Origin of the sequence: Lentzea sp. DG1S-22 (assembly GCF_036321065.1) — a bacterium.
Classification (GTDB): Bacteria; Actinomycetota; Actinomycetes; order Mycobacteriales; family Pseudonocardiaceae; genus Lentzea; species Lentzea jiangxiensis.
Genome location: NZ_CP143276.1, coordinates 2470186 through 2494239, shown reverse-complemented (window position 1 = coordinate 2494239; position 24054 = coordinate 2470186). Strand labels below are relative to the sequence as shown.

General features: G+C 71.6%; 28 protein-coding genes. 12 read left to right on the top strand and 16 right to left on the bottom strand.

The genetic code is table 11. From position 1 onward, the window contains the following. Positions 1 to 15 precede the first annotated feature (15 nt). From V1227_RS10785 to V1227_RS10755, 7 genes are all read right to left on the bottom strand, one after another. Positions 16 to 870 carry a helix-turn-helix domain-containing protein gene (locus tag V1227_RS10785; protein ID WP_329792367.1) on the bottom strand — a complete coding sequence of 285 codons (855 nt, stop codon included), beginning with the start codon at positions 868 to 870 and terminating at the stop codon, positions 16 to 18. Between the two features lie 67 nt (positions 871 to 937). Continuing rightward, positions 938 to 1171 (bottom strand): hypothetical protein, encoded by a 234-nt coding sequence (locus tag V1227_RS10780; protein ID WP_329792366.1) that lies wholly within the window; start codon positions 1169 to 1171, stop codon positions 938 to 940. Between the two features lie 317 nt (positions 1172 to 1488). After that, entirely contained in the window at positions 1489 to 2736 is a 1248-nt protein-coding gene (locus tag V1227_RS10775; RefSeq protein WP_329792365.1) for an extracellular catalytic domain type 1 short-chain-length polyhydroxyalkanoate depolymerase, read from the bottom strand. Between the two features lie 137 nt (positions 2737 to 2873). Then, a complete protein-coding gene (locus V1227_RS10770) occupies positions 2874 to 3803 on the bottom strand; it encodes a PDR/VanB family oxidoreductase (protein WP_329792364.1) in 930 nt (309 codons plus the stop codon). Then, complete coding sequence (locus V1227_RS10765; protein ID WP_329792363.1) at positions 3800 to 3964, bottom strand: hypothetical protein; 165 nt, start codon at positions 3962 to 3964, stop codon at positions 3800 to 3802. Before V1227_RS10765 ends, V1227_RS10770 begins: the two co-directional genes overlap by 4 nt. Next, a complete protein-coding gene (locus tag V1227_RS10760; RefSeq protein ID WP_329792362.1) occupies positions 3949 to 4983 on the bottom strand; it encodes an aromatic ring-hydroxylating dioxygenase subunit alpha in 1035 nt (344 codons plus the stop codon). The genes V1227_RS10765 and V1227_RS10760 overlap by 16 nt, the downstream gene beginning before the upstream one ends. A 91-nt stretch (positions 4984 to 5074) precedes the next feature. Next, positions 5075 to 5842 (bottom strand): IclR family transcriptional regulator, encoded by a 768-nt coding sequence (locus V1227_RS10755; protein ID WP_329792361.1) that lies wholly within the window; start codon positions 5840 to 5842, stop codon positions 5075 to 5077. A 119-nt stretch (positions 5843 to 5961) separates the two neighbouring features. Between V1227_RS10755 and V1227_RS10750 the strand changes: the two genes are divergently transcribed. Then, positions 5962 to 6402 carry a hypothetical protein gene (locus V1227_RS10750; protein ID WP_329792360.1) on the top strand — a complete coding sequence of 147 codons (441 nt, stop codon included), beginning with the start codon at positions 5962 to 5964 and terminating at the stop codon, positions 6400 to 6402. A gap of 21 nt (positions 6403 to 6423) precedes the next feature. Here V1227_RS10750 and V1227_RS10745 read toward each other — a convergent pair whose 3' ends face one another. Next, complete coding sequence (locus tag V1227_RS10745; RefSeq protein WP_329792359.1) at positions 6424 to 8739, bottom strand: beta-L-arabinofuranosidase domain-containing protein; 2316 nt, start codon at positions 8737 to 8739, stop codon at positions 6424 to 6426. Between the two features lie 613 nt (positions 8740 to 9352). Here V1227_RS10745 and V1227_RS10740 point away from each other — a divergent pair. Beyond that, the gene (locus V1227_RS10740; protein ID WP_176959741.1) at positions 9353 to 9967 is read left to right on the top strand and encodes a glycoside hydrolase family 11 protein; all 615 of its coding nucleotides are present in this window, start codon (positions 9353 to 9355) and stop codon (positions 9965 to 9967) included. 69 nt (positions 9968 to 10036) lie between these two features. Here V1227_RS10740 and V1227_RS10735 read toward each other — a convergent pair whose 3' ends face one another. The 3 genes from V1227_RS10735 to V1227_RS10725 are packed head-to-tail and all read right to left on the bottom strand — an operon-like array spanning position 10037 to position 11411. Beyond that, the gene (locus tag V1227_RS10735) at positions 10037 to 10354 is read right to left on the bottom strand and encodes an enolase C-terminal domain-like protein (protein WP_329792358.1); all 318 of its coding nucleotides are present in this window, start codon (positions 10352 to 10354) and stop codon (positions 10037 to 10039) included. A gap of 41 nt (positions 10355 to 10395) precedes the next feature. Then, positions 10396 to 10863: a hypothetical protein gene (locus V1227_RS10730; RefSeq protein ID WP_329792357.1), complete on the bottom strand. Its 468-nt coding sequence runs from the start codon at positions 10861 to 10863 to the stop codon at positions 10396 to 10398. Then, entirely contained in the window at positions 10860 to 11411 is a 552-nt protein-coding gene (locus V1227_RS10725; protein ID WP_329792356.1) for a hypothetical protein, read from the bottom strand. The genes V1227_RS10730 and V1227_RS10725 overlap by 4 nt, the downstream gene beginning before the upstream one ends. Positions 11412 to 11757: 346 nt before the next feature. Between V1227_RS10725 and V1227_RS10720 the strand changes: the two genes are divergently transcribed. Next, positions 11758 to 13164 carry a glutamate--cysteine ligase gene (locus tag V1227_RS10720; RefSeq protein ID WP_329792355.1) on the top strand — a complete coding sequence of 469 codons (1407 nt, stop codon included), beginning with the start codon at positions 11758 to 11760 and terminating at the stop codon, positions 13162 to 13164. 12 nt (positions 13165 to 13176) lie between these two features. On the opposite strand, the gene V1227_RS10715 is transcribed toward V1227_RS10720, so the two are convergent. Both V1227_RS10715 and V1227_RS10710 read right to left on the bottom strand, forming a co-directional pair. Further along, positions 13177 to 14397 carry a cytochrome P450 gene (locus V1227_RS10715; RefSeq protein ID WP_329792354.1) on the bottom strand — a complete coding sequence of 407 codons (1221 nt, stop codon included), beginning with the start codon at positions 14395 to 14397 and terminating at the stop codon, positions 13177 to 13179. Positions 14398 to 14517: 120 nt separating this feature from the next. Next, positions 14518 to 14910 (bottom strand): hypothetical protein, encoded by a 393-nt coding sequence (locus V1227_RS10710; RefSeq protein WP_329792353.1) that lies wholly within the window; start codon positions 14908 to 14910, stop codon positions 14518 to 14520. A 126-nt stretch (positions 14911 to 15036) separates the two neighbouring features. Here V1227_RS10710 and V1227_RS10705 point away from each other — a divergent pair, with 126 nt between their 5' ends. Then, positions 15037 to 15780 (top strand): alpha/beta fold hydrolase, encoded by a 744-nt coding sequence (locus tag V1227_RS10705; RefSeq protein WP_329792352.1) that lies wholly within the window; start codon positions 15037 to 15039, stop codon positions 15778 to 15780. Here V1227_RS10705 and V1227_RS10700 read toward each other — a convergent pair. Then, on the bottom strand, positions 15777 to 16685 hold the full coding sequence (locus tag V1227_RS10700; protein ID WP_329792351.1) for a LysR family transcriptional regulator: 909 nt from the start codon (positions 16683 to 16685) through the stop codon (positions 15777 to 15779). The genes V1227_RS10705 and V1227_RS10700 overlap by 4 nt on opposite strands. Positions 16686 to 16766: 81 nt before the next feature. Here V1227_RS10700 and V1227_RS10695 point away from each other — a divergent pair, with 81 nt between their 5' ends. After that, entirely contained in the window at positions 16767 to 17591 is an 825-nt protein-coding gene (locus tag V1227_RS10695; protein WP_329792350.1) for an SDR family NAD(P)-dependent oxidoreductase, read from the top strand. A gap of 187 nt (positions 17592 to 17778) precedes the next feature. Next, positions 17779 to 18003: a hypothetical protein gene (locus tag V1227_RS10690; protein WP_329792349.1), complete on the top strand. Its 225-nt coding sequence runs from the start codon at positions 17779 to 17781 to the stop codon at positions 18001 to 18003. 103 nt (positions 18004 to 18106) lie between these two features. On the opposite strand, the gene V1227_RS10685 is transcribed toward V1227_RS10690, so the two are convergent. After that, complete coding sequence (locus tag V1227_RS10685) at positions 18107 to 18277, bottom strand: CsbD family protein (protein ID WP_329792348.1); 171 nt, start codon at positions 18275 to 18277, stop codon at positions 18107 to 18109. Positions 18278 to 18655: 378 nt separating this feature from the next. Here V1227_RS10685 and V1227_RS10680 point away from each other — a divergent pair, with 378 nt between their 5' ends. The 5 genes from V1227_RS10680 (at position 18656) to V1227_RS10660 (ending at position 22731) form a co-directional block, all read left to right on the top strand. After that, the gene (locus V1227_RS10680) at positions 18656 to 19954 is read left to right on the top strand and encodes a hemolysin family protein (RefSeq protein WP_329792347.1); all 1299 of its coding nucleotides are present in this window, start codon (positions 18656 to 18658) and stop codon (positions 19952 to 19954) included. Then, positions 19951 to 21003 carry a hemolysin family protein gene (locus tag V1227_RS10675; RefSeq protein WP_329792346.1) on the top strand — a complete coding sequence of 351 codons (1053 nt, stop codon included), beginning with the start codon at positions 19951 to 19953 and terminating at the stop codon, positions 21001 to 21003. Before V1227_RS10680 ends, V1227_RS10675 begins: the two co-directional genes overlap by 4 nt. Positions 21004 to 21030: 27 nt before the next feature. Continuing rightward, on the top strand, positions 21031 to 22044 hold the full coding sequence (locus tag V1227_RS10670) for a sporulation protein (RefSeq protein ID WP_329792345.1): 1014 nt from the start codon (positions 21031 to 21033) through the stop codon (positions 22042 to 22044). Between the two features lie 81 nt (positions 22045 to 22125). Next, positions 22126 to 22446 carry a DUF3040 domain-containing protein gene (locus V1227_RS10665; RefSeq protein ID WP_329792344.1) on the top strand — a complete coding sequence of 107 codons (321 nt, stop codon included), beginning with the start codon at positions 22126 to 22128 and terminating at the stop codon, positions 22444 to 22446. A gap of 96 nt (positions 22447 to 22542) precedes the next feature. Beyond that, complete coding sequence (locus V1227_RS10660; protein WP_329792342.1) at positions 22543 to 22731, top strand: hypothetical protein; 189 nt, start codon at positions 22543 to 22545, stop codon at positions 22729 to 22731. A gap of 66 nt (positions 22732 to 22797) precedes the next feature. Here V1227_RS10660 and V1227_RS10655 read toward each other — a convergent pair whose 3' ends face one another. Then, on the bottom strand, positions 22798 to 23388 hold the full coding sequence (locus V1227_RS10655; RefSeq protein ID WP_329792341.1) for a histidine phosphatase family protein: 591 nt from the start codon (positions 23386 to 23388) through the stop codon (positions 22798 to 22800). Between the two features lie 215 nt (positions 23389 to 23603). On the opposite strand from V1227_RS10655, the gene V1227_RS10650 reads away from it, so the two are divergent. Next, complete coding sequence (locus V1227_RS10650) at positions 23604 to 24053, top strand: hypothetical protein (RefSeq protein ID WP_329792340.1); 450 nt, start codon at positions 23604 to 23606, stop codon at positions 24051 to 24053. Position 24054 lies beyond the last annotated feature (1 nt).

Sequence of the window (24054 nt, the reverse complement as noted above, 5' to 3'; positions counted from 1 at the left end):
CCTCGGCGCGAGCGGTCAGCCTGGGCCGGGTTGTCCCACCCTGACGACCGGGGGGCCGGTGGAGGCGCGGACGACCTCGCGCAGCCGGCCCGCGTCGGGCGACCCCGGCGCGGCGGTGAGCACCACAGCCTGGAGGTTGTCGCCGGGCACCTCCAGCATCGTGCCGTCGAGCGCGATGTCCCCCACGCCCGGATGCCGGAACACGGCACGAGTGTCGTACGAGCCCACGGTTCGCGGCGCACGCCACAGCGCGTCGAACGACCGGCTCGTGGTCCGCAGCTCGTCGACGAGCTCGGCCAGCGGCTCGTCGGCGGGATAGCGCAGGACCGCGTCGCGCAACCGGGAGGCGAGCGCCACCCGGAAGATCCTCGCCTGGTCGTCGTCGCGGCTGATCCCGCCGTGGACGTCGGAGAACGTGCGCCAGGCGATGTTCCAGTCCCGCGGCCGCCGGTTCGACGCGCCGGCCCCCAGTGCCGACCACGCGCTGTTGACGGCGACGACGTTCCACGCCGCGTCCGTCAGGAACACCGGGGTGTCGGCGAACCGTTCGAGGAGCCGCACGGCCGAGACCCCGGCCTCCCCCGGCACGCGCCCGTCCGCCGCGGCGTACCCGGCCAGCGCGCACAGCCGCTCGTACTCCACCGGTCCCAGCCGCAGGGCACGGGCGATCGCGTTCACCACGGCGGCCGACGGGTGCCGGCGCCCCTGCTCCAGCCGCCGCACGTGGTCGGCCGACACCCCGGCCAGCTCGGCGAGCTCCTCCCGCCGCACACCGCGGGCCCGCCTGCGCCCCGGCGGCAGTCCGATCGCGGCGGGATCCGTGGTCTCGCGCAACCGGCGCACCTCCGCGCCGAGATCCTGCAACGCCATGACGCCAGTGTCCCTTATGGAGCGGATGCGGCGTCTCGACCGTCTCTCGCGAACGCGATCGCCTGCGTCAGCCGAGCTCCTTCAGGACGGCGTCGAGCAGGTGGGGCTTGAGCTTCTCCGGGCCGTACCAGGTGGTGCCGATCTCCTTCGCCTTGACCGTTCTCGCCTGGCCGACCAGGACCCGGTAGTGGGCCCAGACGGTCTTGGCGTCCACGTTGGGGGTGCCGGCGGAGGGCTTGGTGGAGATGAGCGGAGCGATCAGGACGGCGCTCTCGCCGTCGGCGGTCAAACCGGTCTTCAAGACGACGATCTTCTTGCCCCTGTGGCTTCTGACGAGCCCGGCCCGCAACGACGGCACTGGTTCCCCCTCCGGCGTGATGCAACCGTGACCGTAGACAGGAGCCGAGGCGTTCGGGAGGCCTGATCGGACCAACTGCCGCCTTGGTCCGGGTCACACCTTCAGGTGAAGTGGGCCCGCCACCGCGAACCGACGCGCCTCATCGGCCGAACCTCCGGGTGCGCGGATCCGCCAGATGCGGTTCAGCCGGTTCGGGACGGCGCCACGCATGCGTCCCTGTGCGTCCGTCGAAAAACCGAGCGGACGCACAGGGACGCGGTTCAGCCGGCAGCGCAGGCCGTTCCGTTGAGCGCGAACGCCGAGGCAGCCGCCGTGTTGCCCGTGTGCGTGCCCTGGAAGCCGATCTCGACCGCTCCTCCTGGCGCTATCGCGGCGTTGTGGCCGGTGTCGCGGGCCGTGACCTGCCCGGTGGCGGGGGAGTAGGTGGCGTTCCAGCCCGAGGTGATGGTCTGGCCGGCGGGCAGGGTGAAGGCGAGCGACCAGCCGTTGACGGGAGTGCTGCCGGTGTTGGTGATCGTGAGGCTTTCCACCAGGCCGTTGTTCCACGCGGTGACCTTCGCCCTGACCGAGCACGGTCCCGGGGCCGGGCCGGGGGAGCCGGTGATGCCGAAGAACTCCAGTGCGACGGCGGCCATCCCGGACGACGGCAGGGTGTGCCCCGCGCCCTGGACGCTGTAGACCTCGACATCGGCGCCGTAGCGGCTGCGGTTCCAGCCGGGGCGCGGGGTGTCGGTGGACGTCGGCGTCTGGCCGACGCCGAACACGTCAGTCCACTGCTCCATCGACTCCTGCAGCAAGGAGTACGGCACCAACGTGTCGGCGGTGCCATGCCACAGCTGCACCTTCGGGCGCGGGCCGGTGAAGCCGGGGTTGACCCGCCGCACGGAGTCGCCCCACTGCTGCGGCGTGCGGTTCATGCTCCCGCCCGTGCACCGGCTGCGGCCCGGCGGGTAGTCGGCGGCGTTCGCGAAGCAGTCGAACGGCACGCCCATGAACGCCGCGCCCGCCTTGAAGACGTCCGGGTACAGGGCGAGCATGTGGTTGGTCATCATGCCGCCTGAGGACGACCCGGTGGCGAACACGCGGCTCGCGTCACCGCCGTAGCGCTGCACGACGTGGTTGACCATCGAGACGATCGAGACGGGGTCGCTACCGCCACCGCGCCTCTTCGCCGCCTCCGACCACGTGTCGAAGCACTTGCCGAACCCCGCCTCCTGCTGGGCGCTCGGGTAGATCACGACGAACCCGAGCCGGTCGGCGAGCGAGGCGAACTCGCTGCTCGAGTGGAAGCCGGGTCCGGAGCCGCCGCAGCCGTGCATGGCGACCACGACCGCGGGCTTCGCGGGGCGGGCGTCCGGCACGTAGACGTGCATGCGCATGCCGCCGGGGTTGTCGCCGAAACCGGTCACCTCGGTCAGCGCCGCCGCGGAAGCCTGCGGCGCGACCAGCGCGCAGGCGAGCAGGGCGCTGCCGAGGAGTGCTTTCCAGGTGGTGCCACGTGTCGTCATCGTCGACCTCCGGTCAGGGTTCCGGATCTCCGAGCGGCCCGAAGGTATTCAGATCCCTGACGGACGTCAATTTTTTGACGAACATCATGCTGCGCCGTTCGACGAACGTCAGGAGGCGAACCCGGCGCCCGACCTGCTCAGAGGTCGAGCACGAGACGTGTCGAACGCGACCGGGACACGCAGATCATCATCACGTCACCGGACTCCTGGTCCTCCGGCGTGAGAACCGAGTCGCGGTGGTCCGGGACGCCGTCCAGCACGACCGTCTCGCAGGTGCCGCACGTGCCCTCCCGGCAGGACGACAGCACCGGCACGCCCTCCGCCTCGACCACGTCGAGCACGGACCTCCCGGCGGGGACGCGCAGGACCGTGCCCGTCTGCGCCAGTTCGACCTCGAACTCCTCCGAAGAGCCCTGTGCCGCAACGATCTTCGGTGAGAACCGCTCGACGTGGAGGGAACCGCGGGGCCAATCCGCGCAGCGCTGCTCGACCGCACGCAGCAGCGCTTCCGGCCCGCAGCAGTACACCGCGGTGCCCGGCGAGGGCTGCCCCAGCACCGCGTCGAGGTCCAGCAGCCCGCACTCGTCCTGGGGGTGGATCTCGACGCCGGCCAGCCGTTCCAGTTCCGCGCGGAACGCCATGGACGACCGCGTCCTGCCGCCGTAGACCAGCCGCCAGTCCTGCCCGGCCGCCCGCGCCCACGCGATCATCGGCAGGATCGGGGTGATCCCGATGCCGCCCGCGATGAACAGGTAGCGCTTCGCCTCGACGAGCTCGAAGTGGTTGCGCGGCTCGCTCACCTCGACGTGCTGCCCTACGGCGAGCACGTCGTGCACGTGCCGTGATCCGCCGCGCCCCCCGGCTTCGCGCAGCACCGCCACCTTCCAGGCCGAGGTGTCCGCCGGGTCACCGCACAGCGAGTACTGGCGCACCGGACCCCCGGCCGGCACCAGGTCCACGTGCGCGCCGGGAGTCCAGGCGGGCAGCGGGCCGCCGTCCGGGCGCCGCAGCGTGAGCAGCACGACGCCGTCGGCGACTCGGTCCTTCTTGTCCAGCACCAGTTTCACGACGTGTGTCCCACCGGGTGTCCGAGCAGCCACTCCCACAGTTCGACCGGGTCCTCGAACTCGCGCTCGGCGGCGCAGTGGCACACCGCGTGGAGCCGGTCGGTGCCCGGCACCCAGTGGATGCGGAACACCCGGTTGCCCGCGCTCACGACCGGCCGCACAGCCGGCCCAGCATCCGGCGCGCGGCGAGCCCGCCGGTGTCGATGTTGATCGACAGCTCCTGGTAGCCCTCGGGTTCGTTCGCGATCACCTTCTCCAGGACGTTCAACGCCACGACGTCCTGCAGCACGACGGTGCGGTTGCTGTCGGCCAGGAACGCGGAGACCTCCTCGTCGCCGAGGGCGAAGTCCCGCGCCACGGCCCAGAAGTCGTGCGTCGAGGTCTCGGTCTCCGGTGTGATCGCGTAGACGACCTCGACGTGGAACGCGTCGGGGTCGGTGCCGTCGGCGCGGGGCACCGACCCGACCGGTGCGATGCGGCTGTGCAGCTTGTACAGGCACGGCGGCGTGTACTCGATGTCCTGCCAGCGGGCGATCCTGCCCTGCAGGCCGGTCGACTTGGCGTAGAACGGCGGGCACTCCGCGTCGTCCATGTGGCGCGACACGTAGACGATCCCGGCGTCCTCGTCGACCTCCGTCGTGATGGGGGTGGACGCGACCTCCGGTGTCCCGATGTAACCACCGTGCAGGTACGTCTCGTGCGAGAGGTCCAGCAGGTTGTCGACGAGCAGCTCGTACCTGGCGTTCAACGGTTCCATGCCGCTGACGGTCGTGTAGCCGGGGTCGACGAGCCACGGTGCGCGCGGAATCCTCGCGGTGTCGGCCTTCGCGGGGTCGCCGATGAACACCCAGACGAACGAGTCCTGCTCCACCACCGGGTACGGCAGCAGCCGCGCGGTGCGGGGGACGCGGGTCTGCCCCGGCACGGCGACGCACCTGCCGCCGGCGTCGTAGGTGAAACCGTGGTAGCCGCAGACCACCTGGTCGTCGACCAGCCGGGAAGGTGCCTGGGACAAGGGGAACCGGCGGTGGACGCACCGGTCGGGCATGGCCGTCACGACGCCGTCGCGGGTGCGCCAGAACAGGACCGGCTCACCGCAGACGGTGCGGGAGAACAGCTCGTGGGTGATCTCGGAGCCGTAGGCGGCGACGTACCACTGGTCACGCGGGAACCAGCTCATCGGCACTCCTCCTCGTGGTGGGAGCCACAGGGTGGCGGAGACCGGGGCCCGAGCCGTAGCACCGTTTCCGGAAAATGGAAGCTTTGCCGGATCACGTGGCGAGAGCGCGGGAGATCGCCTGGGCACAGGTGCGGACGAGACCGGCGAGCGCGTGCGCCGTGGTGCTGCCGTACCGCACCACCAGGGACACCGCGGCGACGACCTCACCGCTGCCGTCGCGGATCGGCGCGCCGACGGACAGCGCGTCCATCGTGACCTGGCGGTCGCTCACCGAGAAACCGTTCGAGCGCACGGCCGCGAGCATGCTGCGCAGCCGCACCGGATCGGTGACGGTCTTGTCGGTGTGGTGGTCGATCGGTCCGTTCAGGACCTCCTCCTGCACCTCGGGTGAGGCGTGCGCGAGCAGCACCAGGCCGACGCCGGTGGAGGTGAGGGCGAACCGGCCGCCGACGCGGGTGAGCACCGGCACCGCGCCGAACCCGGCGATCCGTTCGACGAAGACGACCTCCGTGCCCTCCCTGACGGCGAGCTGCACGTTCTCCCTGGTGATCTGGCAGAGGTCCTCCAGGTACGGCAGCGCGGTCTCGCGCAGGCCCGGGCCGCGGGGCGCGAGCGAGCCGAGCTCCCACAACCGCAGGCCGACCTGGTAGAGCCCGTCGTCGTCGCGTTCCACGGCACCCCACGCGCACAGCTCCTGCAGCAGCCGGTGCGCGGTCGACAGCGGCATGTCCGCGCGGCGGGCCAGGTCGCTCAGCGTCAGCGCGCGGTGCTCGGCGTCGAACGCGTCGAGCAGCTGCAGGGCGCGGCCGATCACCGGGCCCGTGGGACCCTTCGGACGGCCGCGGCGCTGCGTGCTCATCGCGTCATCTTCCACCGCGGTCCACGGCAGCGGCCAGGATGGACGGTCCCGCGTGCGCCGGGGACGGACCCTGCTGTCGGCGGAGGCGCATTCCGAGGACCTCCGATCGAGGAGCGCGGATGAACCCGGTGTGGCACCGGCTCGCACGCGGCCAGGTCTCGCGGGAGCACCACCTGATCGCGGTGGTTTTCACCCTGTGGCGCGGCGGAGCGGGCAACTCGATCGAGGCCTTCTCGGTCTCCGCGGACGGCCGGAAGTCCCGCACCGCCCTGGGCACCTCCGCCCCCTCGACGTGCTCCGCCGCGCTGACCGTGAAGGGAGGGTTCCGCGCGGTCGTCGAGGTGGCCGACGCGGGGACCTCGCCCGTCGGGGACCAGGTCCTCGACCGGACCCTCCCCGGCGGTCAGCGGGTGCGGGGCGCCGCGGGGGTGCGGGTGACCCGGACCGGCTCCGCCGTCCGCGTGGCCGAGCCGCCCGAACCGGGCGGCTCCACCACCTCCGACCTCGTCGGCGGCGGAGACCCGCCCGGCATCGTGCCGATCACCCGCACCCCCGCCTGACCGCACCTGCGCCCGCTCCCGTCAGTTGGCGACCAGCCGCCAGCGGTTGTCCGCCGAGCCGTTGTCGGAGTCCTGCACCACCTGAGCTCCCGCGGCGGTGGACCCGTTGAGGATCCCGAGGAACTTGCCGCTGTGGGCGTTGCGGAGCTTGTGGGTGCCGTCGCCGTTGGAGATCAACGTCCACCTGTGGTCGGCTGTGCCGTTGTCCGACCACTGGAGCGCTCGCGCGTTGTCGGCGGTGGACATGTTCTCGATGCCCAGCACCTTGCCGCTGTGGACGTTGCGCAGCCGCACGTCCGCCCCGTCGGTGATCAGCTGCCAGTTGTGGTCGGCCGTGCCGCTGTCGTGCCACTGCACGGCGAGTCCACCGTCCACCGTGGACATGTTCTGGACGCCGAGCACGAGGCCGGTGCCGGCGTTGACCAGCCGGTGGCTCGTCGCGCCGCCACCGCCGGTGTTCCAGTAGACGGTGTAGTTGAAGCCGTGCGCGTCGTGGAACGGCCCGAGGTTGACCTGCGCCCCGTTCGCCCTCGCGGTGAACGCCAGGGACGACGAGCTGGTGCGGGTGACGGAGTTGACGTCGAGGGAAGGCGGCGCGGACAGCGCGGTGCTGCCGTAGTTGCCGGCCAGCACGGCCGGGCCGTAGGTGACCGCGACGACGTTCGGGTTGTCGTTGGCGGGCTGGACGATCACGCGCATCGGCAGCCGCAGCGCCACCACGTCGCCGGACGCCCACGACCTCGTGAGGGTGGCGTACGTGCCGGGCGTGGTGGCGACGTTCTGGGCGACGCCGTTGACGCTGACGGTCGCGCCCGCCGTCCAGGCCGGGATGCGCAGCCGCATGGTCCACGACCCGCCCGCGTTGCCGGTGACGGTGAGCGTCGTCGTGTCGCTCGCCGGGTAGCTCGTGCTCTGGGTGACCGTGATGCCGCGCGACGACCACGTGAGCACCGACGGCGTGTAGAGGTTCACCGTGAGCGTGGTGCCGTTGTGGAAGTAGACGGAGTCGGCGAGCTTGGTGTTGGTCTCGATCCCGGTGCCCTGGCAGCACCAGAACGTGGTGTAGTCGGTGCTCCAGTTCCCGCCGCCCCACGCCGGTCCGGTGTTGCCGCGCCGGTGGCCGGGGTTCAGGCCGGTGAAGTAGCAGATGTGGCCGTGCGGGTCCGCCGGGTTCTGCTGGCCGATCAGGTGGTTGAGCAGGGTGCGTTCGTAGTAGTCGAAGTACGCGGCCCGGCCGGGGTCGAGCAGCCACAGCTCGCGGGTCAGCTTGAGCATGTTGTAGCTGTTGCACGCCTCGCACGTGTCGGTGTTGAGGTAGGCGGCGATGGCGTTGGGGGAGCGGAAGTGCTCGGCCTGGCTGTTGCCGCCGATCACGTAGGTGTGCGCGCCGACGGTGATGTTCCACGCGTTGACGGCGATGTCGCGGTAACGCGTCGTCCCGGTCGCCTTGTACTCGCGGGCCGCGCCGATCCACTTCGGCACCTGCGTGTTCGCGTGCAGGCCCGCCAGCCTGTCCTGGTTGGCGGCCAGCGGGTCGAACACCGCGGCGTGGTCGAACCGCTGCGCCGCCGCCATCCAGCGCGCGTCGCCCGTCTGCTGGTACAGGTCGGCGAGCACGGCGTTCATCCCGCCGAACTCGGTGCCCAGCACCCTCTGCATCGTGCTGTAGGACAGCCGGGCCGTGCGCCAGTCCACCCACCCGGCGAACCGCAGCAGGACGTCGCGCGCCTGCGTGTTGCCGATGTACCGCCAGACGTCCAGCAACCCGGCGAGGGTCTTGTGCAGCGAGTAGTACGAAACGGCCTTGGGGGACCCGGCCTCCATCGCGTCGAGGTCCGACTCCGGGAAACCCGACAGGTACCCGGTGTTGAACCCGGCCGCGGAGTTGTTCGCCTGGCACTTGGCCAGTTCGGCGACCACGTAGTTCGCCCTGTCCCTGCACGTCGTGTCGCCCAGCACCGCCCACGCCTGCGCCCAGGCCGTCAGGAAGTGGCCCTGGCTGTGGGTGCGGAACGGGAAGTTCGGCGCCTCCCAACCCCCCAGGGCCGCCGCGCCGCCCGTGGACAGCCGGTGGTTGGCGCGGAAGTTGTAGAGCAGCCGATCGGGGTTGATGAAACGCAGGTAGGACAGCGTCCTGTTCTGGTTGTCGAGCCACCTGCCCGCCGTGAGCCGCACCTCGGAGAGGTCGAACGGAAAAGCCGACACGCCCAGGTCGCCCCGGACCGGAGGCGTTGTGGCCGCCTGTGCCGATCCTGCCGCCGGTAAAGGCACGGCGGTGGCGACGGCGGCCACGCCGGCGGCGTTCAGGAACCTGCGTCGACTCAACGGTGAGGACATGGGAACGCTCCAGTTGCTCGGCTGACGGCACCGGCGGCGGACGGCTCTGCGAGCGAACCTAGCCATGATGCAGTCTCTCAGTCAACGCCTGTTGTTAGCGCTAACGTAGATCGACGAGGCGTTCGACCATGCCTGATCAGCCATCGACACGGCGTTCTCCATGCGCGCGATCGATGTCAGCCGCACAATTCTGTTAGCGCTCACACTTCGAGTGGAGATCGACACGAGTGGCCTGGCCGGGCGACCGCGGTTCGGTGTTCGGCAAGTGGGGAAATGGCGGGAAAAGCGCGAGGAGTGCGGTCGAGGGCAAATTGAGCCCACTTCCGCGAGGCTAAAAGTTTTAGCGAGTTTCGAGATGTTTCCCCACTCGAACAGTCCGTGGTCGGAGAATTTTCGAAACTTCCGGAAATGGCCTGACCGTCTTTCGGCGCACTGTCGGCGCTGCTAGTGTCGGAATCGTCGCCCCTTACCTCGCCGGTCATTTAGCGCCGTCCGCTGCCGTACCACTCTCGATGAGGAGGGAGTACCGCACATGGTTCAGGCCACAGCCCGACCGAGCCGCGCCCGCGGCCGTCTCGCAGCAGGGGTCCGCGGTGCCTGCATCGCGCTGGTGATGGCACTGACCCCCGGCGTCGCCGCCGCCGACGTGGGGATCACCGCCACCTGCTCGAGCCAGACCGGCAACAACGGCGGCTACTACTACTCGTTCTGGACCGACGGCGGCGGCCGGGTCTGCATGGAGTTCGGCAGCGGCGGCAACTACAGCACGTCGTGGAGCAACGTCGGCAACTTCGTCGGCGGCAAGGGCTGGAGCAACGGTTCGCGGCGAACCGTGAACTATTCCGGCAGCTTCAACCCGTCCGGCAACGCCTACCTCACCCTCTACGGGTGGACGTCGAACCCGCTCGTCGAGTACTACATCGTCGACAACTGGGGCAACTACCGGCCCACCGGCAACTACAGGGGCACGGTGACGACCGACGGCGGCACGTACGACATCTACGAGACGATGCGCTACAACGCGCCTTCCGTCGAAGGCGACAACAAGACCTTCCCGCAGTTCTGGAGCGTCCGGCAGCAGAGGCGGACCGGCGGGTCCATCACCACCGGCAACCACTTCGACGCGTGGAGCCGCGCCAACATGCGGCTCGGCAACTTCAGCTACTACATGATCATGGCGACGGAGGGGTACCGCAGCAGTGGCAACTCCAACATCACCGTGAGGTGAGCGTCCCGTCACCTCGCGACGGGAACCGCCGTCCCCCACCGCACGACCTGCGGTGAGGGACGGCGGCACCTACTCGAACACCCCGTAGCCCGCGACGGCGTGCGCCCGGACCCCGTCGAGGTCGAGCTCCACGCCGATGCCCGGGGCGTCGGGGAGCGTGATGTAGCCGTCCTTCACGATCGAGCCGCTCCCGTCGGGAGCGTGGACGTAGCTGTCCCACACCTCCCGCTCCTCCAGGGCGTGCCACTCCTGGACGAAGAAGTTGGGGATCGCCCCGCACTGGTGCGAGGTGGCCATCGTCCCCGGCGGCGTCGACACCAGGTGTGGTGCGAACGGGATGTAGTGCATCTCCGCGAGGTAGCTCCCTCGGATCCGCGTCGGCCGCACGGGCCGGAGAGTTCGATGAGACCTCGATCCGAGCCTAGTGGTCAGACGATCGTCTTGGGCGCCTTCAACTCGGTCCACTTCCACCAGGGGTAGTGGTACTCGCCCTGCTCGACCTGGAAGCGCTTACCGCAGCCGAGGCACTCGCAGACGCGGTCGGGAACCCACTGCCGGTCGTTGGGCACCGTCCCGACGACCAGGACGTGCCGCTGGGCCTCCTCCTTCTCGACGTCGTAGAACTGGTGCGAACGGTAAGCGGCGCAGAGACAGCGGCCCTGGGCGAAGAGCCTGATCCGGTCGAGCGCGTGGGCGAGGTTGGCGTTGTTCGACACGAACACGCCGCCGAGGTCCGCGTCCGCCGCCGCCTTCTCGATGGCGGGCAACGCCCGCGACACCGGTGCCAGGACCGCGGGGTCGCGGGTCCGGAAGACCGTCCACACCGCGGAGAGGACGCGTTTCCCGTCGCCGGAGAGGAAGTCCTCGACGAGCGGGGACGAGCCGGTGCCGGTCACCCCTGCGCCGCAGCGGATCCGCCGGCCGCGAGCAGCTCGCGGTACCGGGCGACGTGGTGGTCCGCGGGAGTCGGCGACACCACCGGCTCGGGGAGGTCGTCCGGGTCTTCGGCGCCGATCGGCACACCCGCGGCCCGGCACCGCCCCACCACGCCGGAGTAGCCGTCGTCCGCCCACTCGCCGTACTCGCCGCTCAGCGCCTCGCTGAGGGTGCCACCGCGCAGGAGGTGGAACTGGCCCTCGTTGTCCAGGCTGACCACGGGCGCCCCGGAGAGCGGGAGGTCGTCCGGCCCGCGCCAGTAGCCGAACGCCCGGCCCTCGTCCTCGTCCTCGGCGACCCACGTGATCAGCGCGGCCGTCTCCGCGATCGCCCGAGTGTTGGCGGCGACGTCCGGGTCGGCGAGGTCCGCGGCGGTCAGGTAGCTCGTGTCCAGCGCGGCCGGCCGCTCGTCCTCGGCGAGCAGCCGCAGGCCTTCCGACCACGGGTTCGGCTCGTCCGCGTCCTGGCGGCGGCGCCAGACGGCGAGGTCCTCGGGAATCATCGGCATGCCTCTCGGTGGTGCTTCGCGGTGGTGATCGCCGCGCAGGAGTCTCGCACGTGACCTCTCACCGAGGCCGGATCGCCGCTCGTCGCACCGCCTCCGGTGTGGACGAGCTCGGGAACGCCCTGGCGCTCGGTCTTCCTCGGTACAGCCGGTCGTGCGGAGGCAGGTGCACGTCCCGCTCCACCCGGCACACGATCAGTTCTCTGTGGACCCGGATGCGTTTTGCGGTGAAGGGCAGGGGTAGTCGCCAGGTGTCCCTCCCGCTTCGGCGGGAAGGCGTTCACCGGTCGAGCAGCGCGCCGGCGCAGTGTTGCGAGCAGGGCGGTGAGGCGTGGAAGAAGCGATTTCGGTGTCCGGTCCGACGGTCGGCGTGGAGGAGGAGTTCCTCCTCGTGGACCCGGTGACCGGTGTGGCGGTGAACCGGGCGGACGAGGTCGTCGCCGTCGCGCGGCAGGTGTTCGGGCTCGACCTGGACCACGAGCTGACCGGCACCCAGGTCGAGGTCAAGACCTCGGTCTGCCGCGACGCGGACCAGGTGCGCCGCGAGCTGCTGGACCTGCGGCGGACGGTCGCGCTGGCCGCGCGGGAGGCCGGTTGCCGGGCGGTCGCGGTGGGTGCGCCGCCGCTCGGGGACACGACGGGGACGATCACGGACGACGTGCGGTACCGGCGCATCGCGCGGGAGTTCGGGGTGCTCGCGGGCCAGCAGCTGATCTGCGGGTGCCACGTGCACGTCGCGGTGCCCGACCGGGAGACCGCGGTGCAGGTCTGCAACCACGTGCGGCCCTGGTTGCCGGTGCTGGGCGCGGTCACCGCGAACTCGCCCTTCTCCGGCGGCGCGGACACCGGGTTCGCGAGCTGGCGGTCGATGGTGTGGTCGCGGTGGCCGGTTTCGGGACCGCCGCCGGTGTTCGCCTCGTGGCAGCACTACGAGTCCCTCTGCGACATGATGCTCAGCGCCGGCACGGCCCTGGACCCGTCGATGGTCTACTGGGACGTGCGGCCTTCCGCGCGGTGGCCGACGGTGGAGGTGCGGGTCGCGGACGTCGCCGCCGGCATCGACGACGTGGTGCTGCTCGCGGCGCTGGTCCGCGCTCTCGTGACCCAGGCCGTGGCGGACGTCCGCCGCGGCGTGCCGCCCGTCCCCGTTCCCGCCGAGACGTTGCGCCAGGCCTGCTGGCGGGCGGCCAGGGACGGCCTCGCGGGCGGGGCGCTCGACGTGCTGTCCGGCCGGCTGGTTCCGCTGCGCCGGCAGCTGGACGACCTGGTCTCGCGGCTGACGCCCGTGCTGGAGGCAAACGGTGACCTGCCTTCGGTGCGGAGGGGGTTGCGCGTGCTGGACCGCGACGGCTGCGGTGCCGACCGCCAGCGCCGGGCGCACCGCGACGGCGGTGTCGAAGCGTTGCTGGGACTGGTCGAGGTCGGCGAGGCGCGGAGCCGTTCACCTCGCGGCGTCGTCGAGGTGAAGTCGTTCGCCGAGGTGGACCTGTCGAACTGCGACGAGCTGGAACGGCGTTGTGCGCGGGCGGTGGCCGCGGGCGCCGAGGAGGTCGTGCTGAACCTCTCGGGGGTCACGTTCTTCGGGTCGTCCGGCATCACCGCGCTCGCCCGGATCCGCGCGCTCGGGCTCGAGCGCCGCGTGCCGATCAGCGTCGTGGCCAGCGAGGCGGTGGCACGCGTGCTGCGCGCCACCGCCATGGTCACCCTGCTGCCGCTGCACGTGCCGCCGGAGAGGCCTCTTCCGACGGCGGGATGACGGTCGCGGGGCTCACCGCGGGACGAGCACCACCCCGCTGCGCGGCCGGGCCGGGATGCGGCTCAGCGAGATGGTGAGGTCCTGGTCCGGCACCTCGTAGTCCTGGTGCGCCAGGCGGGTGCACAGCTCGGCGAGCACGGCCACGGTGAACGGCTCGCCGGGGCAGCGGTGCCCGGTGTGCGGATCGCCGGCACCCTGCGGGACGAGGTCCCACTGCCCGATCTCGCGGCCGAGGAACCGGTGCGGGTCGAACCGGTAGGGGTCCGTCCACAGGTGACTGTCGTGGTTCTGCCCGTAGAGGTCCAGCAGCACCAGAGAACCCGCCGGGACCTGCTCGCCCCGCCAGGTCAGGTCCTCGGCGGCACGGCCACCGACGAAGGGTGCGAACGGGTAGAAGCGGCGGAGCTCGTGCGCGAACGCGACAGCGAAGTCACCGCCTGCTTTCAGCGGTTCGCGGTGCTGCGGCCAGCGGTGCAGGGCGTGTCCGGCGTACGCGACGAACCAGCACACCGCCACGGTCGGCCGGATGAAGTTGAGCAGCTCCACGGCGGCCGTGTGCGGGTCCAGCGGTTCGCCGTCGGCGTCGCGGTGCCCCGCGACGACTTCGAGAGCCGAGCCGTGCTGCGCGTCGAACTCGTTGTGCCGCACCTGGTCCACCAGCGCGCCGAGCCACGCCTCGCGCCGCTTGCGCGCCTGCCGCGCGCGCCAGTGCCGCGGTCCGGCCGTGGCGAAACCGTCCACCATCGCGACCAGGTCCGCCGCGAGGTCGCCCACGTCGTGCGTCGCGACCGGGAGGCCCGCCCAGCGGCGCACACCCGCGGTCAGCGCCCGGCTCGCCTCGTCGAAGAGCACGACCGGGCGGCCCGCACGCCATCCCACGACGGTGTCCTCCCAGGCGGCCGCGACGCTGCTGACCAGTGCGGCGGTCGAGTCCCGCGTGACCGCCGACTGGAAGAGGGCTTTGCGCCGGCGGTGAGCGTCACCGTCGAGGGTGTGGACCGCACCGTGCCCGAACAAGGTGCTCAGCACGGGGCTCGGAATCGCACCGGAGCGCAGCACGTGCTTCTCGTCGTAGAAGAACCGGGCCGCTTCCGGCCCGCACAACGCCAGGGCCGGTTTGCCCATAACCCGTGTCCGCACCACGTCGCTGCCGGCGGCGCGCCGCAGTCCCGGCAGCCAGGCGTAACCGTCGAGCAGGGCGGGCAACGACTGGTCCCAGCGACGTCCTCGCATCTCCATGGGCAGCCTGTGCCCGCGTCGCCGCGCCTCAAACGCGGATCGGAGCGAAATCCGGCGGCGGGTGTGCGCGGCGTCCGGGCCACCGCGCGACACCCGCCCCGGCTCCGGCCGGGCTCAGACCGGCTCGTCGGGGGTGCGCGCCGTGCTGGCGACCGAGCCGCCCGGTTCGTCGGCGAGCTGCCCGCGTCCCGCGGCCTCCGCCAGCACCTCCTCGTCCAGCGGTTCCGGTGCGACGGGCACGTCGGGCTGCTCCTCGGCGAGACGGTCGTCCAGCGGACGGGCGTGGGCCTGCTCGTACGGCGTCATGCCGTACTTGTCGACGCCGCTCCACCGCTCGGGCGGGTCCATGCCCGCCTCGAGCGGGTCGAGCCGGAGGCGGTCCTCGTCGAGGTCCTCCGCGCTGTTCAGGGCGGCGGGGTCCGTTTCGACGGCGTCGGGGGCGCCGGTGTCGTGCGGTGGCGCGTAGGACGCCAGGTCGTCTCCCGGGTTCGAGTCATGTGTTGCCATGACGGCCGTGTACCCGGCGGGCGCGCGGCCAATCGATCTCTTTCGTGAGCCCGCTCGCAACCGGCGTCCCCACGTTTCCGGCGGCTCCCGCCGCGGTAGTTCCAGCGGGACGAAGGGAGGCCTGCCATGCCGGACCGCCGGCGGGACGTGCGCGAGCGGTGGGACCGGGTCGGCGGGCGCGAGTTCCGCAGCCTGCGGGCGGGACGGCGGCACGGCGACGCGCCGGACGTCGTCCTCGTGCCCGGCCTCGGGGCGCTGGGCTACCTGGTCGACACCCTCGACGCCTGCGGCGGCAGGACCACGGCGCACCTGCTCGACGTGCCGGGCTTCGGGCACCGGGCGGCGCGGGTGTGCCCGGCCGGGATCGACGCCGTCGCCGGGGCGGTGCGCGGCTGGATCGACGAGGTGCCGAGCGCTCCGGTGGTCCTCGTCGGGCACTCGACGGGTGCCCAGGCGGCGTTGCACGTCGCCGCGGCACGGCCGGACCTCGTGCGGTCACTGGTGCTGCTCGGACCGACCTTCCCACCGGAACAACGCGGCGTGAAAAAGCTGGTCCGCGCGTTCGTGCGCAACTTCCTGCACGAGTCGCCCGCACTGGTGCCCGCGACGGTGCCCGACTACCTGCGCGGCGGACCGGCGGAGATCACGCGCTTCATCCGGTCGGCGCAGCACGACGCGCCGGAGGACGTCATCGAGGAGGTCCGCTGCCCGGTGCTGCTGGCACGCGGCGAGCACGACGCGTTCGCCCCCCAGCCCTGGGTCGACCGCCTCGCCGCCGCGGCACGGGACGCGCGGTCGGAGGTCGTCGGCGGTGCGCACACCTTCCCGTTCCGCAGGGGAGAGGCGACCGCGCGGCTCATCCTGGGCTAACGACGCTCGGCGATCAGCCGTGCCTCCTCGACCAGCGCGGCGCGGACAGCAGCGGCCGCGGCGGTGAGGCTCCCGATCCACGCGAGGCTCATCGAGCGCCCCGCCCACCCCGGGTCGTCCACCTCCACGCAGACGACCCCGTCGGGCAGCGCGGAGGCGGCGAGACCGGGGATCGTCGTGATCCCGAGTCCGGCGGCGACGAACCCGAACCGGGCCGACCAGTCACCGAGCTCGGCCACCACCCGCGGCCGCGGCACCGTGGGCCAAGCGCCGAACTGCGGTTCCCCGCGTGCTCCTCTACCGACGACCCACCCCTCTCCGGCGAGCTCCGCCACGGGCACCCTCCGCGCACCGGCGAGCCGGTGCCGGCGTCCCACCGCGAGCAGCAACGCGCCGGAGAGCAGCGGTTGCACCTCGACGCCCGTGAGGTCCCAGTCCGGCAGGTCCTCCCCGGAGGCGAGGATCGCCAGGTCCACCCGCCCGGCCCGCAACCGCCGGATCTGCACCGGCGTCGACGACTCCAGGAACTCGACCTCGACCGACGGGTGGTCGGCGCGCACGCGGGCGATCGCGCGGGGCACCAGGCGCAGGGCCGTGGTCGGGAACCCGCCCAGCGCGATCCGGCCGCCGAGCGGTGCCGGGAGGTCTTCGAGCTCGCGGTGGGCGACCTCGTACTGGTCGAGGATCACCGCCGCGCGCACCGCCAGCCGGCTGCCCGCCGCCGTCGGCTCGACCCCGCGAGGTCCCCGGTCGAACAGCCGCGTGCCGGTGGCGGCTTCGAGCGCGGCGATCTGCTTGGACAACGCCGACTGCGTGAACCCGAGGCGCTCGGAGGCCGCGGTGAGCGAACCGGTCTCCACCACGGCCCGCAGCGCGCGCAGCAGTTGGGGGTGGACGTCGAGCATCAGCTCAGTATGCCAGAGCGGAATACCTGCGTTGATCGACTTTCTCTGGTGGCATGCCGATCCGGCGCCCAGACTCGGGTCATGAGCAAAGTCTGGTTCGTCACCGGAACGTCGACCGGCTTCGGTCGCCTGTGGACGGAGGCCGCGCTGGAACGGGGTGACCGCGTGGTCGCCACCGCCCGCGATCCCGAGAAGCTGCGGGACCTGGAGGAACGCTTCCCCGGCACCGTGCTGGCGCTGGAACTCGACGTCACCGACCGGGAGGGCGTCTTCGCGGCGGTCGACCGCGCGGCCGAGCACTTCGGACGCATCGACGTCGTCGTCAACAACGCGGGCTACGGCCACTTCGGCATGGTCGAGGAACTCTCGGAACGTGAGCTGCGCCAGCAGATGGAGACCAACTTCTTCGGCGCGGTGTGGGTCACGCAGGCGGTGCTGCCCGTCCTGCGGCGCCAGGGCGGCGGGCACCTGCTGCAGGTGACCAGCGAGGGCGGCGTGCGCGCCTACCCCGGCATCGGTGCCTACCACGCCTCGAAGTGGGCGCTCGAAGGCCTTTCCGAAGCGCTGTGGCAGGAGGTCGAGGGGTTCGGCGTCCACGTCACCTGCGTCGAGCCCGGACCGTACGCGACCGACTGGCTCGACCGGGGATCGCGCCGCAGCGCCGAGTCGCCGGACTACGCGCGCGCCCGTGCCGGGAACGCCGTGGAGTTCGAGATCGGTGAGGCCGCCGCGACGGCACCGGCGGTCCTCGCCCTGGTCGACGCGGAGCACCCGCCCAGAAGGCTGCTCCTCGGACGTCTGTTCCCCGTGATCGAGGAGCTGTACCAGGAACGCCTGCGGACCTGGCGCGAGTGGCAACCGGTGTCGCTCGCCGCGTTCGGCACACCGGGGGAGAACCGCACCTGACCCGCCGCGACGGCGTGCGCGGCCCGTCCGTCGAAATCGGACGAGCCCGAAGGATTGACCTCCTGCGACAACGGGCATCCCGGTGCGCGCGACCCGACGGCCGGTACCACCGAGGCCGGAGAAGGGGCGCAGGTCTGCTCGCGAAGAAGCGGATCCACCACCTCGCTCGGAACAGGAAGTCGACACTTTGCAGATCCAGCACATCACGCGCTCGGGTGCGGACAGCGGCCGCACCGACGGCCGCGCTCAGGTGCCTGTTCGCCCGCAGCCGCTGTCCGCTCTGCCGGCGCAGGGACTCTTCAGCCATCCGCACGTGGACACCGGATCCGGGTCCGGTCCGGTGGCCGGCGCGGCCCAGCCCACCTACACCGGCCTCTTCCTGGAGGCGTCCGGTCCACAGAGGACCGGGTGAAGGTCGCCGAGCCCGACTCGCCGGCGCTCGCGAGGAAGCTCAGCCGAAACGACGGAAGCCCCGCGAATGCGGGGCTTCCGTCGTTCTCGCTCGGGAGCGAGTGCTACTTGAAGGCGTCCTTGACCTTCTCCACCGCTTCCTTCAGCTGGCCCTTGGCCTGCTCCGCCTTGCCCTCGGAGCGCAGACCCTCGTCGTGGGTGACGTCGCCGACGCCTTCCTTCACCTTGCCCGTGAACTGGTCGCTCTTGGCCTCGAACTTGTCATCGGCGCCCATGATGTCCTCTCCCTGTCATCCGAACGTCATGCGTTTGCGTCGTGACGGGGATGCCCTTGACGTTTCAAACCAAAACGTGAGCTGAAGCGCTGCGGCGGCAACGTGTCCGGAGGTCCGCAGGCCGGCGGACGCGATCGAGAACCGCCGTGGGACGGTCTGCCGGGCCGTCAGCGCCGCCGATGTGCCGTTGCGGGGAACTTCGTGGGCTTCCGGACGTTGAACCAGGTGAGTCCTGCCAACCTCAACGCTCCGCCCACCTGCACCTCTTCCAGAACCGTACAGTGCTACGTGTTACTGTAGGAGCATGCCTGATGATGCCGACGTGGACGGCTGTAGTAGTGGGCCGGGGCGAACCCGGCTCGAAGTGGTGAGCACGCCGTGTTGATCTTTTCCGGCCTGCTGGCGATCGTGGCGCTGACCGCCGCCACGGGATATTTCGTCGCCCAGGAGTTCGCCTACATGGCGGTCGACCGGGGCCGGTTGCAGCAGATGTCCGAAGCGGGGGACGAGGCCGCCGAACGGGCGCTGCGCGTGACGCAGAAGCTGTCGTTCATGCTCTCCGGTGCCCAGTTCGGCATCACCGTCACCGCCCTGCTGGTCGGGTACGTCGCCGAGCCCCTGCTGGGCACGGGGCTCGCGAACCTGCTGGGCCTGCCCGAGTCGTTCGGCGTGCCGCTGGCGATGGCCGTGGCGCTGATCTTCGCGACCGTCGTGCAGATGGTGCTGGGCGAGCTGTTGCCGAAGAACCTCGCCATCGCGAAGCCCGAGGCCCTGGCGAAGTGGCTGAGCTCGTCGACGCTGGTCTACCTCAAGATCGCCGGCCCGGTCATCCGCCTGTTCGACGCGGCGGCCACCAGGCTGCTGCGCTCGATCGGCATCGAACCGGTGGAGGAGCTGCCCCAGGGCGCCACGCCGGAGGACCTCAAGCAGATCGTCGGCGACGCGGGGGAGCAGGGTCACCTGGACCCCGAGCTCGCCCAGCTGCTCGACCGCGGCCTCGACTTCCGCGAGCTGGCGGCCGAGCAGGCGATGACGCCCAGGGTGAACGTGCACTCGGTGCGCGCGGACGAGCCCGCCTCCCGCGTGGTGGAGCTGCTCGACACCGGCCACTCGCGCTTCCCCGTGGTCGGCGACGACCTGGACGACATCCGCGGCGTCGTGGGCCTGGCCGAGGTCCTCACCCTCACTCCCGAGCAGCGGCCCACCACCCCCATCGGCGCCGTCGCGGCGCCGGCGCTCGTCGTTCCCGCGACGCTGCCGCTGCCGGCCGTCCTGGAGAGGCTGCGCACCGAGCGCCGCCAGCTCGCCTGCGTGCTCGACGAGTTCGGCGGCTTCGCCGGGATCATCTCGCTGGAGGACCTCGCGGAGGAGCTCGTCGGGGAGATCCACGACGAGGACGACCTGGACGAGGACATCATCGAGCGCCTCGACGACGCCCGGTGGCGCGTGCCCGGCCGCATGCGGCTGGACGAGGTCGAGGACACGACCGGGATCGCGTTGCCGGAAGACGACGCGTACGACACCGTGTCGGGTCTGGTGCTGCACCAGCTCGGCCGCACCGCCGAGGTGGGCGACGAGGTCGACGTGGACGGGGTGACGGTGCTGGTCACCGCTGTGGCGCGCAACGTGCCGGACACGGTCGTCCTGACGACACGGGTTCGGGAGGAGGTCCGATGAGCATCGGGATGTCACTCGCGATCTCGTTCGTCCTGCTGGCGCTCAACGCCTTCTTCGTCGCCGCCGAGTTCGCGCTGATCGCGGCGAAGCGGCACCGGCTGGAGCAGGAGGCCGAGTCGTCCCGCGCGGCGCGGGCCGCCGTGGCGGGGGTGCGCGAGCTGTCGCTGATGCTCGCGGGCGCCCAGCTCGGCATCACGCTGTGCACGCTGGGCCTCGGCGCGCTGGCCAAACCCGCCGTCGCCGACCTGGTCGACCCGCTGCTGACCGCGGTCGGCCTGCCGGACGCCGTCGCCTACGGCATCGCGTTCACGATCAGCCTGGTGCTGGTGGTGTTCCTGCACATGGTCGTCGGCGAGATGGCGCCGAAGTCGTGGGCGATCTCGGACCCCGAGCGGTCCGCGCTGATGCTGGCGCTGCCGTTCCGCGCGTTCGCCCACTCGGTCCGCTGGGTCCTCAGTGGACTCAACAACACGACGAACGCCCTGCTGCGCCTGATGAAGGTCGAGCCGCAGGACGAGCTGGCGCAGGCGCACCGGCCGGAGGACCTGCGCCTGCTGGTGCGGCAGTCGGGCGAGCACGGGCTGATCCCGGAGAACCAGCAGCGGCTGCTGACGCGCATGCTGCAGGTGCAGAAGACGACGCTGCGCGAGGTCATGGTGCCGGTGCTGGAGGCTTCGACCGTCACCGAGACCACGACGGCCCGCGAGATCGAGCGCCGCAGCCTCGCCTGTGGACGGTCGCGGTTCCCCGTGACCGACCGGCACGGCCGCTACGTCGGCCTGGTGCACATCCGCGAGGCCATGCGCGCGACGGCGCGGGGCGAGGACCCGGACGCCCGCACGTTGATGGGCCCGGTCCTCACCCTGGAGGCCGGGATGCCGGTCGCCGCGGCCGTCACCGCGATGAAGGCCGACCGCGCCCAGCTCGCCCTGGTGTCCGGCGACGAGCGCATCGTCGGCCTCGCGGCGCTGGAAGACCTGCTCGAAGAGCTCATCGGCGACTTCGACGACGAGACCGACGCACCGCGCGTTGCGGTGCGCCAGAACTGATCCACTCCCAGTCCCGCAGGAGGAGACTTGTTCAAGCGGATGCTCAGCGCGTTCGGCGTCGGCGGACCGTCCGTCGACACGGTGCTGGACTCGCCACACGCCGCCCCTGGCCAGCTGGTCACCGGGCAGGTGCGCATCCAGGGCGGCAGCGCGGACGCCGAGATCGGCCAGGTCGTGCTGTCACTGGTCACCCGGGTCGAGGTGGAGCACGGCGACCACGAGTTCGGTGGCGTCTCCGAGTTCTTCCGCACGGTCGTGCAGCAGGGCGTGCGGGTGCCGGCCGGTCAGCTGGTCGCGATCCCGTTCCAGCTGCCGCTCCCGTGGGAGACGCCGATCACCGCGGTCGGCGGCGGCCAGCTGCCGGGCATGACCGTCGGTGTGCGCACGGAGCTGGTCATCGCGGGCGCGCCGGACAAGGGCGACCTGGACCCGATCCAGGTGCACCCGCTGCCGTCGCAGGACGCGGTGCTCAACGCCTTCGGTCAGCTCGGCTTCTCGTTCCGCAGCGCCGACGTCGAGGCGGGCCGTCTGCACGGCGTGCCGCAGGAGCTCGGTTTCTACCAGGAGATCGAGTTCTTCCCGCCCGCGCAGTTCGCGGGCTCGGTCAGCCAGGTCGAGCTGACCTTCGTGGCGAACCCGCACGAGCTGTACGTGATCCTGGAGGCCGACAAGCGCGGCGGGATGTTCTCGTCGGGTGGTGACGCGTTCGGGCACTTCCGGGCCTCGCACCAGGAGGCGCAGGGCACCGACTGGGCCTCGGCCGTCAACGGCTGGCTGGCCCAGGTCGCGCAGCGCGGCCACGCCAACCCCGCGTTCGGGGGCAACCCGGCGTTCGGAGGCCAGCCGGGGTACGGCCACCAGCCCGGATATGGCGGTCACCACGGATACGACCAGCACGGCCACCACGGCCACCGCAGCGGCCCCGGCATCGGTGGCGTGGTCGCCGCGGGCGCGGCAGGGGTCGTCGGTGGCATGGTGCTCGGAGAGGTCGTGGACGAGGTGTTCGACGAGGGCGAGGACTTCGCCTTCGGCGAGGAGTGAGCTGAGCAACCGCGGTTCCGGCGCTCCTCGCGGGCGCCGGATCCGGCGGCGGACGGAGCACGACGGACGAGGAGGTTCGTGATGGCGCTGGCAGACCGCGAAAAGCGCGAGCTCGAGGAGATCGAGCAGCGCTTGTTCGAAGAGGATCCCGAGTTCGCCGCGAAACTGACCAAGCCGTCGGTCTTCGTGTTCCTCTCCCGCAGGACCCTGCTCCTGGCCTGCGTGGTGGCCGCGTTCCTCTGCGGCCTGCTGGTCGTGATCGCCGGGGTGACGTGGGCGTCCGTGCCGGTGGTCGTGCTCGGCGCCGTCGTGTGCGCGAGCGTCTTCGCGGGCCTGGTGGTCTGGGTGTGGCGTGGGCAGCGCAACGCCGGGGGTCTGTCCCGCGGATCTCGTTCGCGGTAGGCGCGGCCTGGTCGCCGCGGCGGCCAGGCCGAACCCGGTACACCGCTTGCCGTCCGGTGCGATCCTGGTGGCGGACGGCGGAACGGGGAGGGCTGGTTGGCGAAGCGGCGGTACGCGGCGAGGGGCGTGCCCGGCGGGTACCGGACCTGGGACGGCAAGGTGCGGCGGTGGTGGGGCGACCACTACGAGCTGTGCCCCGACGACCTGCTCGCCGAGCTGAACGGCGCCGCCGATCCCGCGCGGATCACCGCCCTGCTCAAGCGCTACCGGGCGCTCCGGCGCTGAAGCGGGCATTCCGGTCGAACGCCGCCTCCGGCTGACACGACGCGATCAACGGGGCCGACCGCGACGTCAGGGGTGGGGTCCGGGCCGGAAGCCCGTCCAGCGCAGGTCGGCCGGCAGGTGGCCCATGTCGTTGTAGAGCAGCAACGCCGCAGGGGTGCCCGTGCGGTGCTGGACCACGGTGAGAGCGGTGTTGCCGCAGCTCATGGCCAGCCAGCGGTCCGGTGGCGCGTCCAGGGCGTGCCGCACCAGCCACGCCACTTGGTAGGCGTGGGTCACCAGGACCTCGTGGGTCTCGGACGGCGCGGGGTGGGCGAACCGGTCGACCAAGGCCTCGGCCAGGCGGGCGCCGGCGGCGGCCTCCGCGGCGTCGTAGCCGTCGAAGAAGCCGGCCCACGCGGGTGGCGGGTTCTCCGGGACGTGCGGCACGTGGTCCACCAGTTCCGCCGCCTCGGTCACGGGGACGCCCGGCAGGTGCTCGCCCAGGATTTCGGCCGTCCGCGCGGCGCGGGGGAGCGGGGAGTGCCACACCGCGTCGATCGTCAGCCGGGCGAGGCGGTCGCCCAGCAGGTGCGCCTGGCGCGCGCCGGTCGTGGTGAGCTCGCCGAACGGGTCCGCCGCGCCGTGCCGCACCAGGTACAGGTGGCGAGTCGCCAACACCGTCTCCGCTCAGTCGAGTGGCCAGAACATCCCGATGATAATGACATCTGGAACCGTGTACCCCTGACTGGCGCCGCTGCGGACGGGTGAACTGCTGCCCGATCGTCGTGCACCGCGCACCGGATCGTTTGACCATGTCCGAGTTGGTTGTAGCAATACAGAAATCGCGCGGGGGCGCATCCCGGTCGGGGTCGACGCGGAGGAGGCGGGAGTCGATGCACCGGCTCGACGACGTGCAGGCCAGGGAACTGACGCTGGCCGCGGTGGGAGCGGTCAACAGGCGGGATCATCCGTGGTCCGCCGACGCCGTCCGGTGTCTGGCGGCGGAAGAGCGGACGAAGGTCGTCGCGATCGACACGTGTGCGGCGATCCTGCTGCGCGGAGTTCCCCGCGGCTCGCTCGGCGCCGGCACGCGGATCGAGGTGGACGGTCCGGCGGCGCGGGGAGAGGAAGCCCGCGTGCGGGCTTCCGAGGTGCTGAGCGGGCTCGCGGCCGGTGACGACGGACGGGTCGCGCTCGTGCTGGGAGTGCTGGGAGAGGAAGAGCAGTTCGACGTCCTGCTGGCGCTGGTGCGCGCCGCGGCGGCGTGGATCGACGCGTACGTGGGCATCGACGGCGACACGGTCGACGCTTACTACGCGATCTCGAAGGCGGAGATGAGCTGAC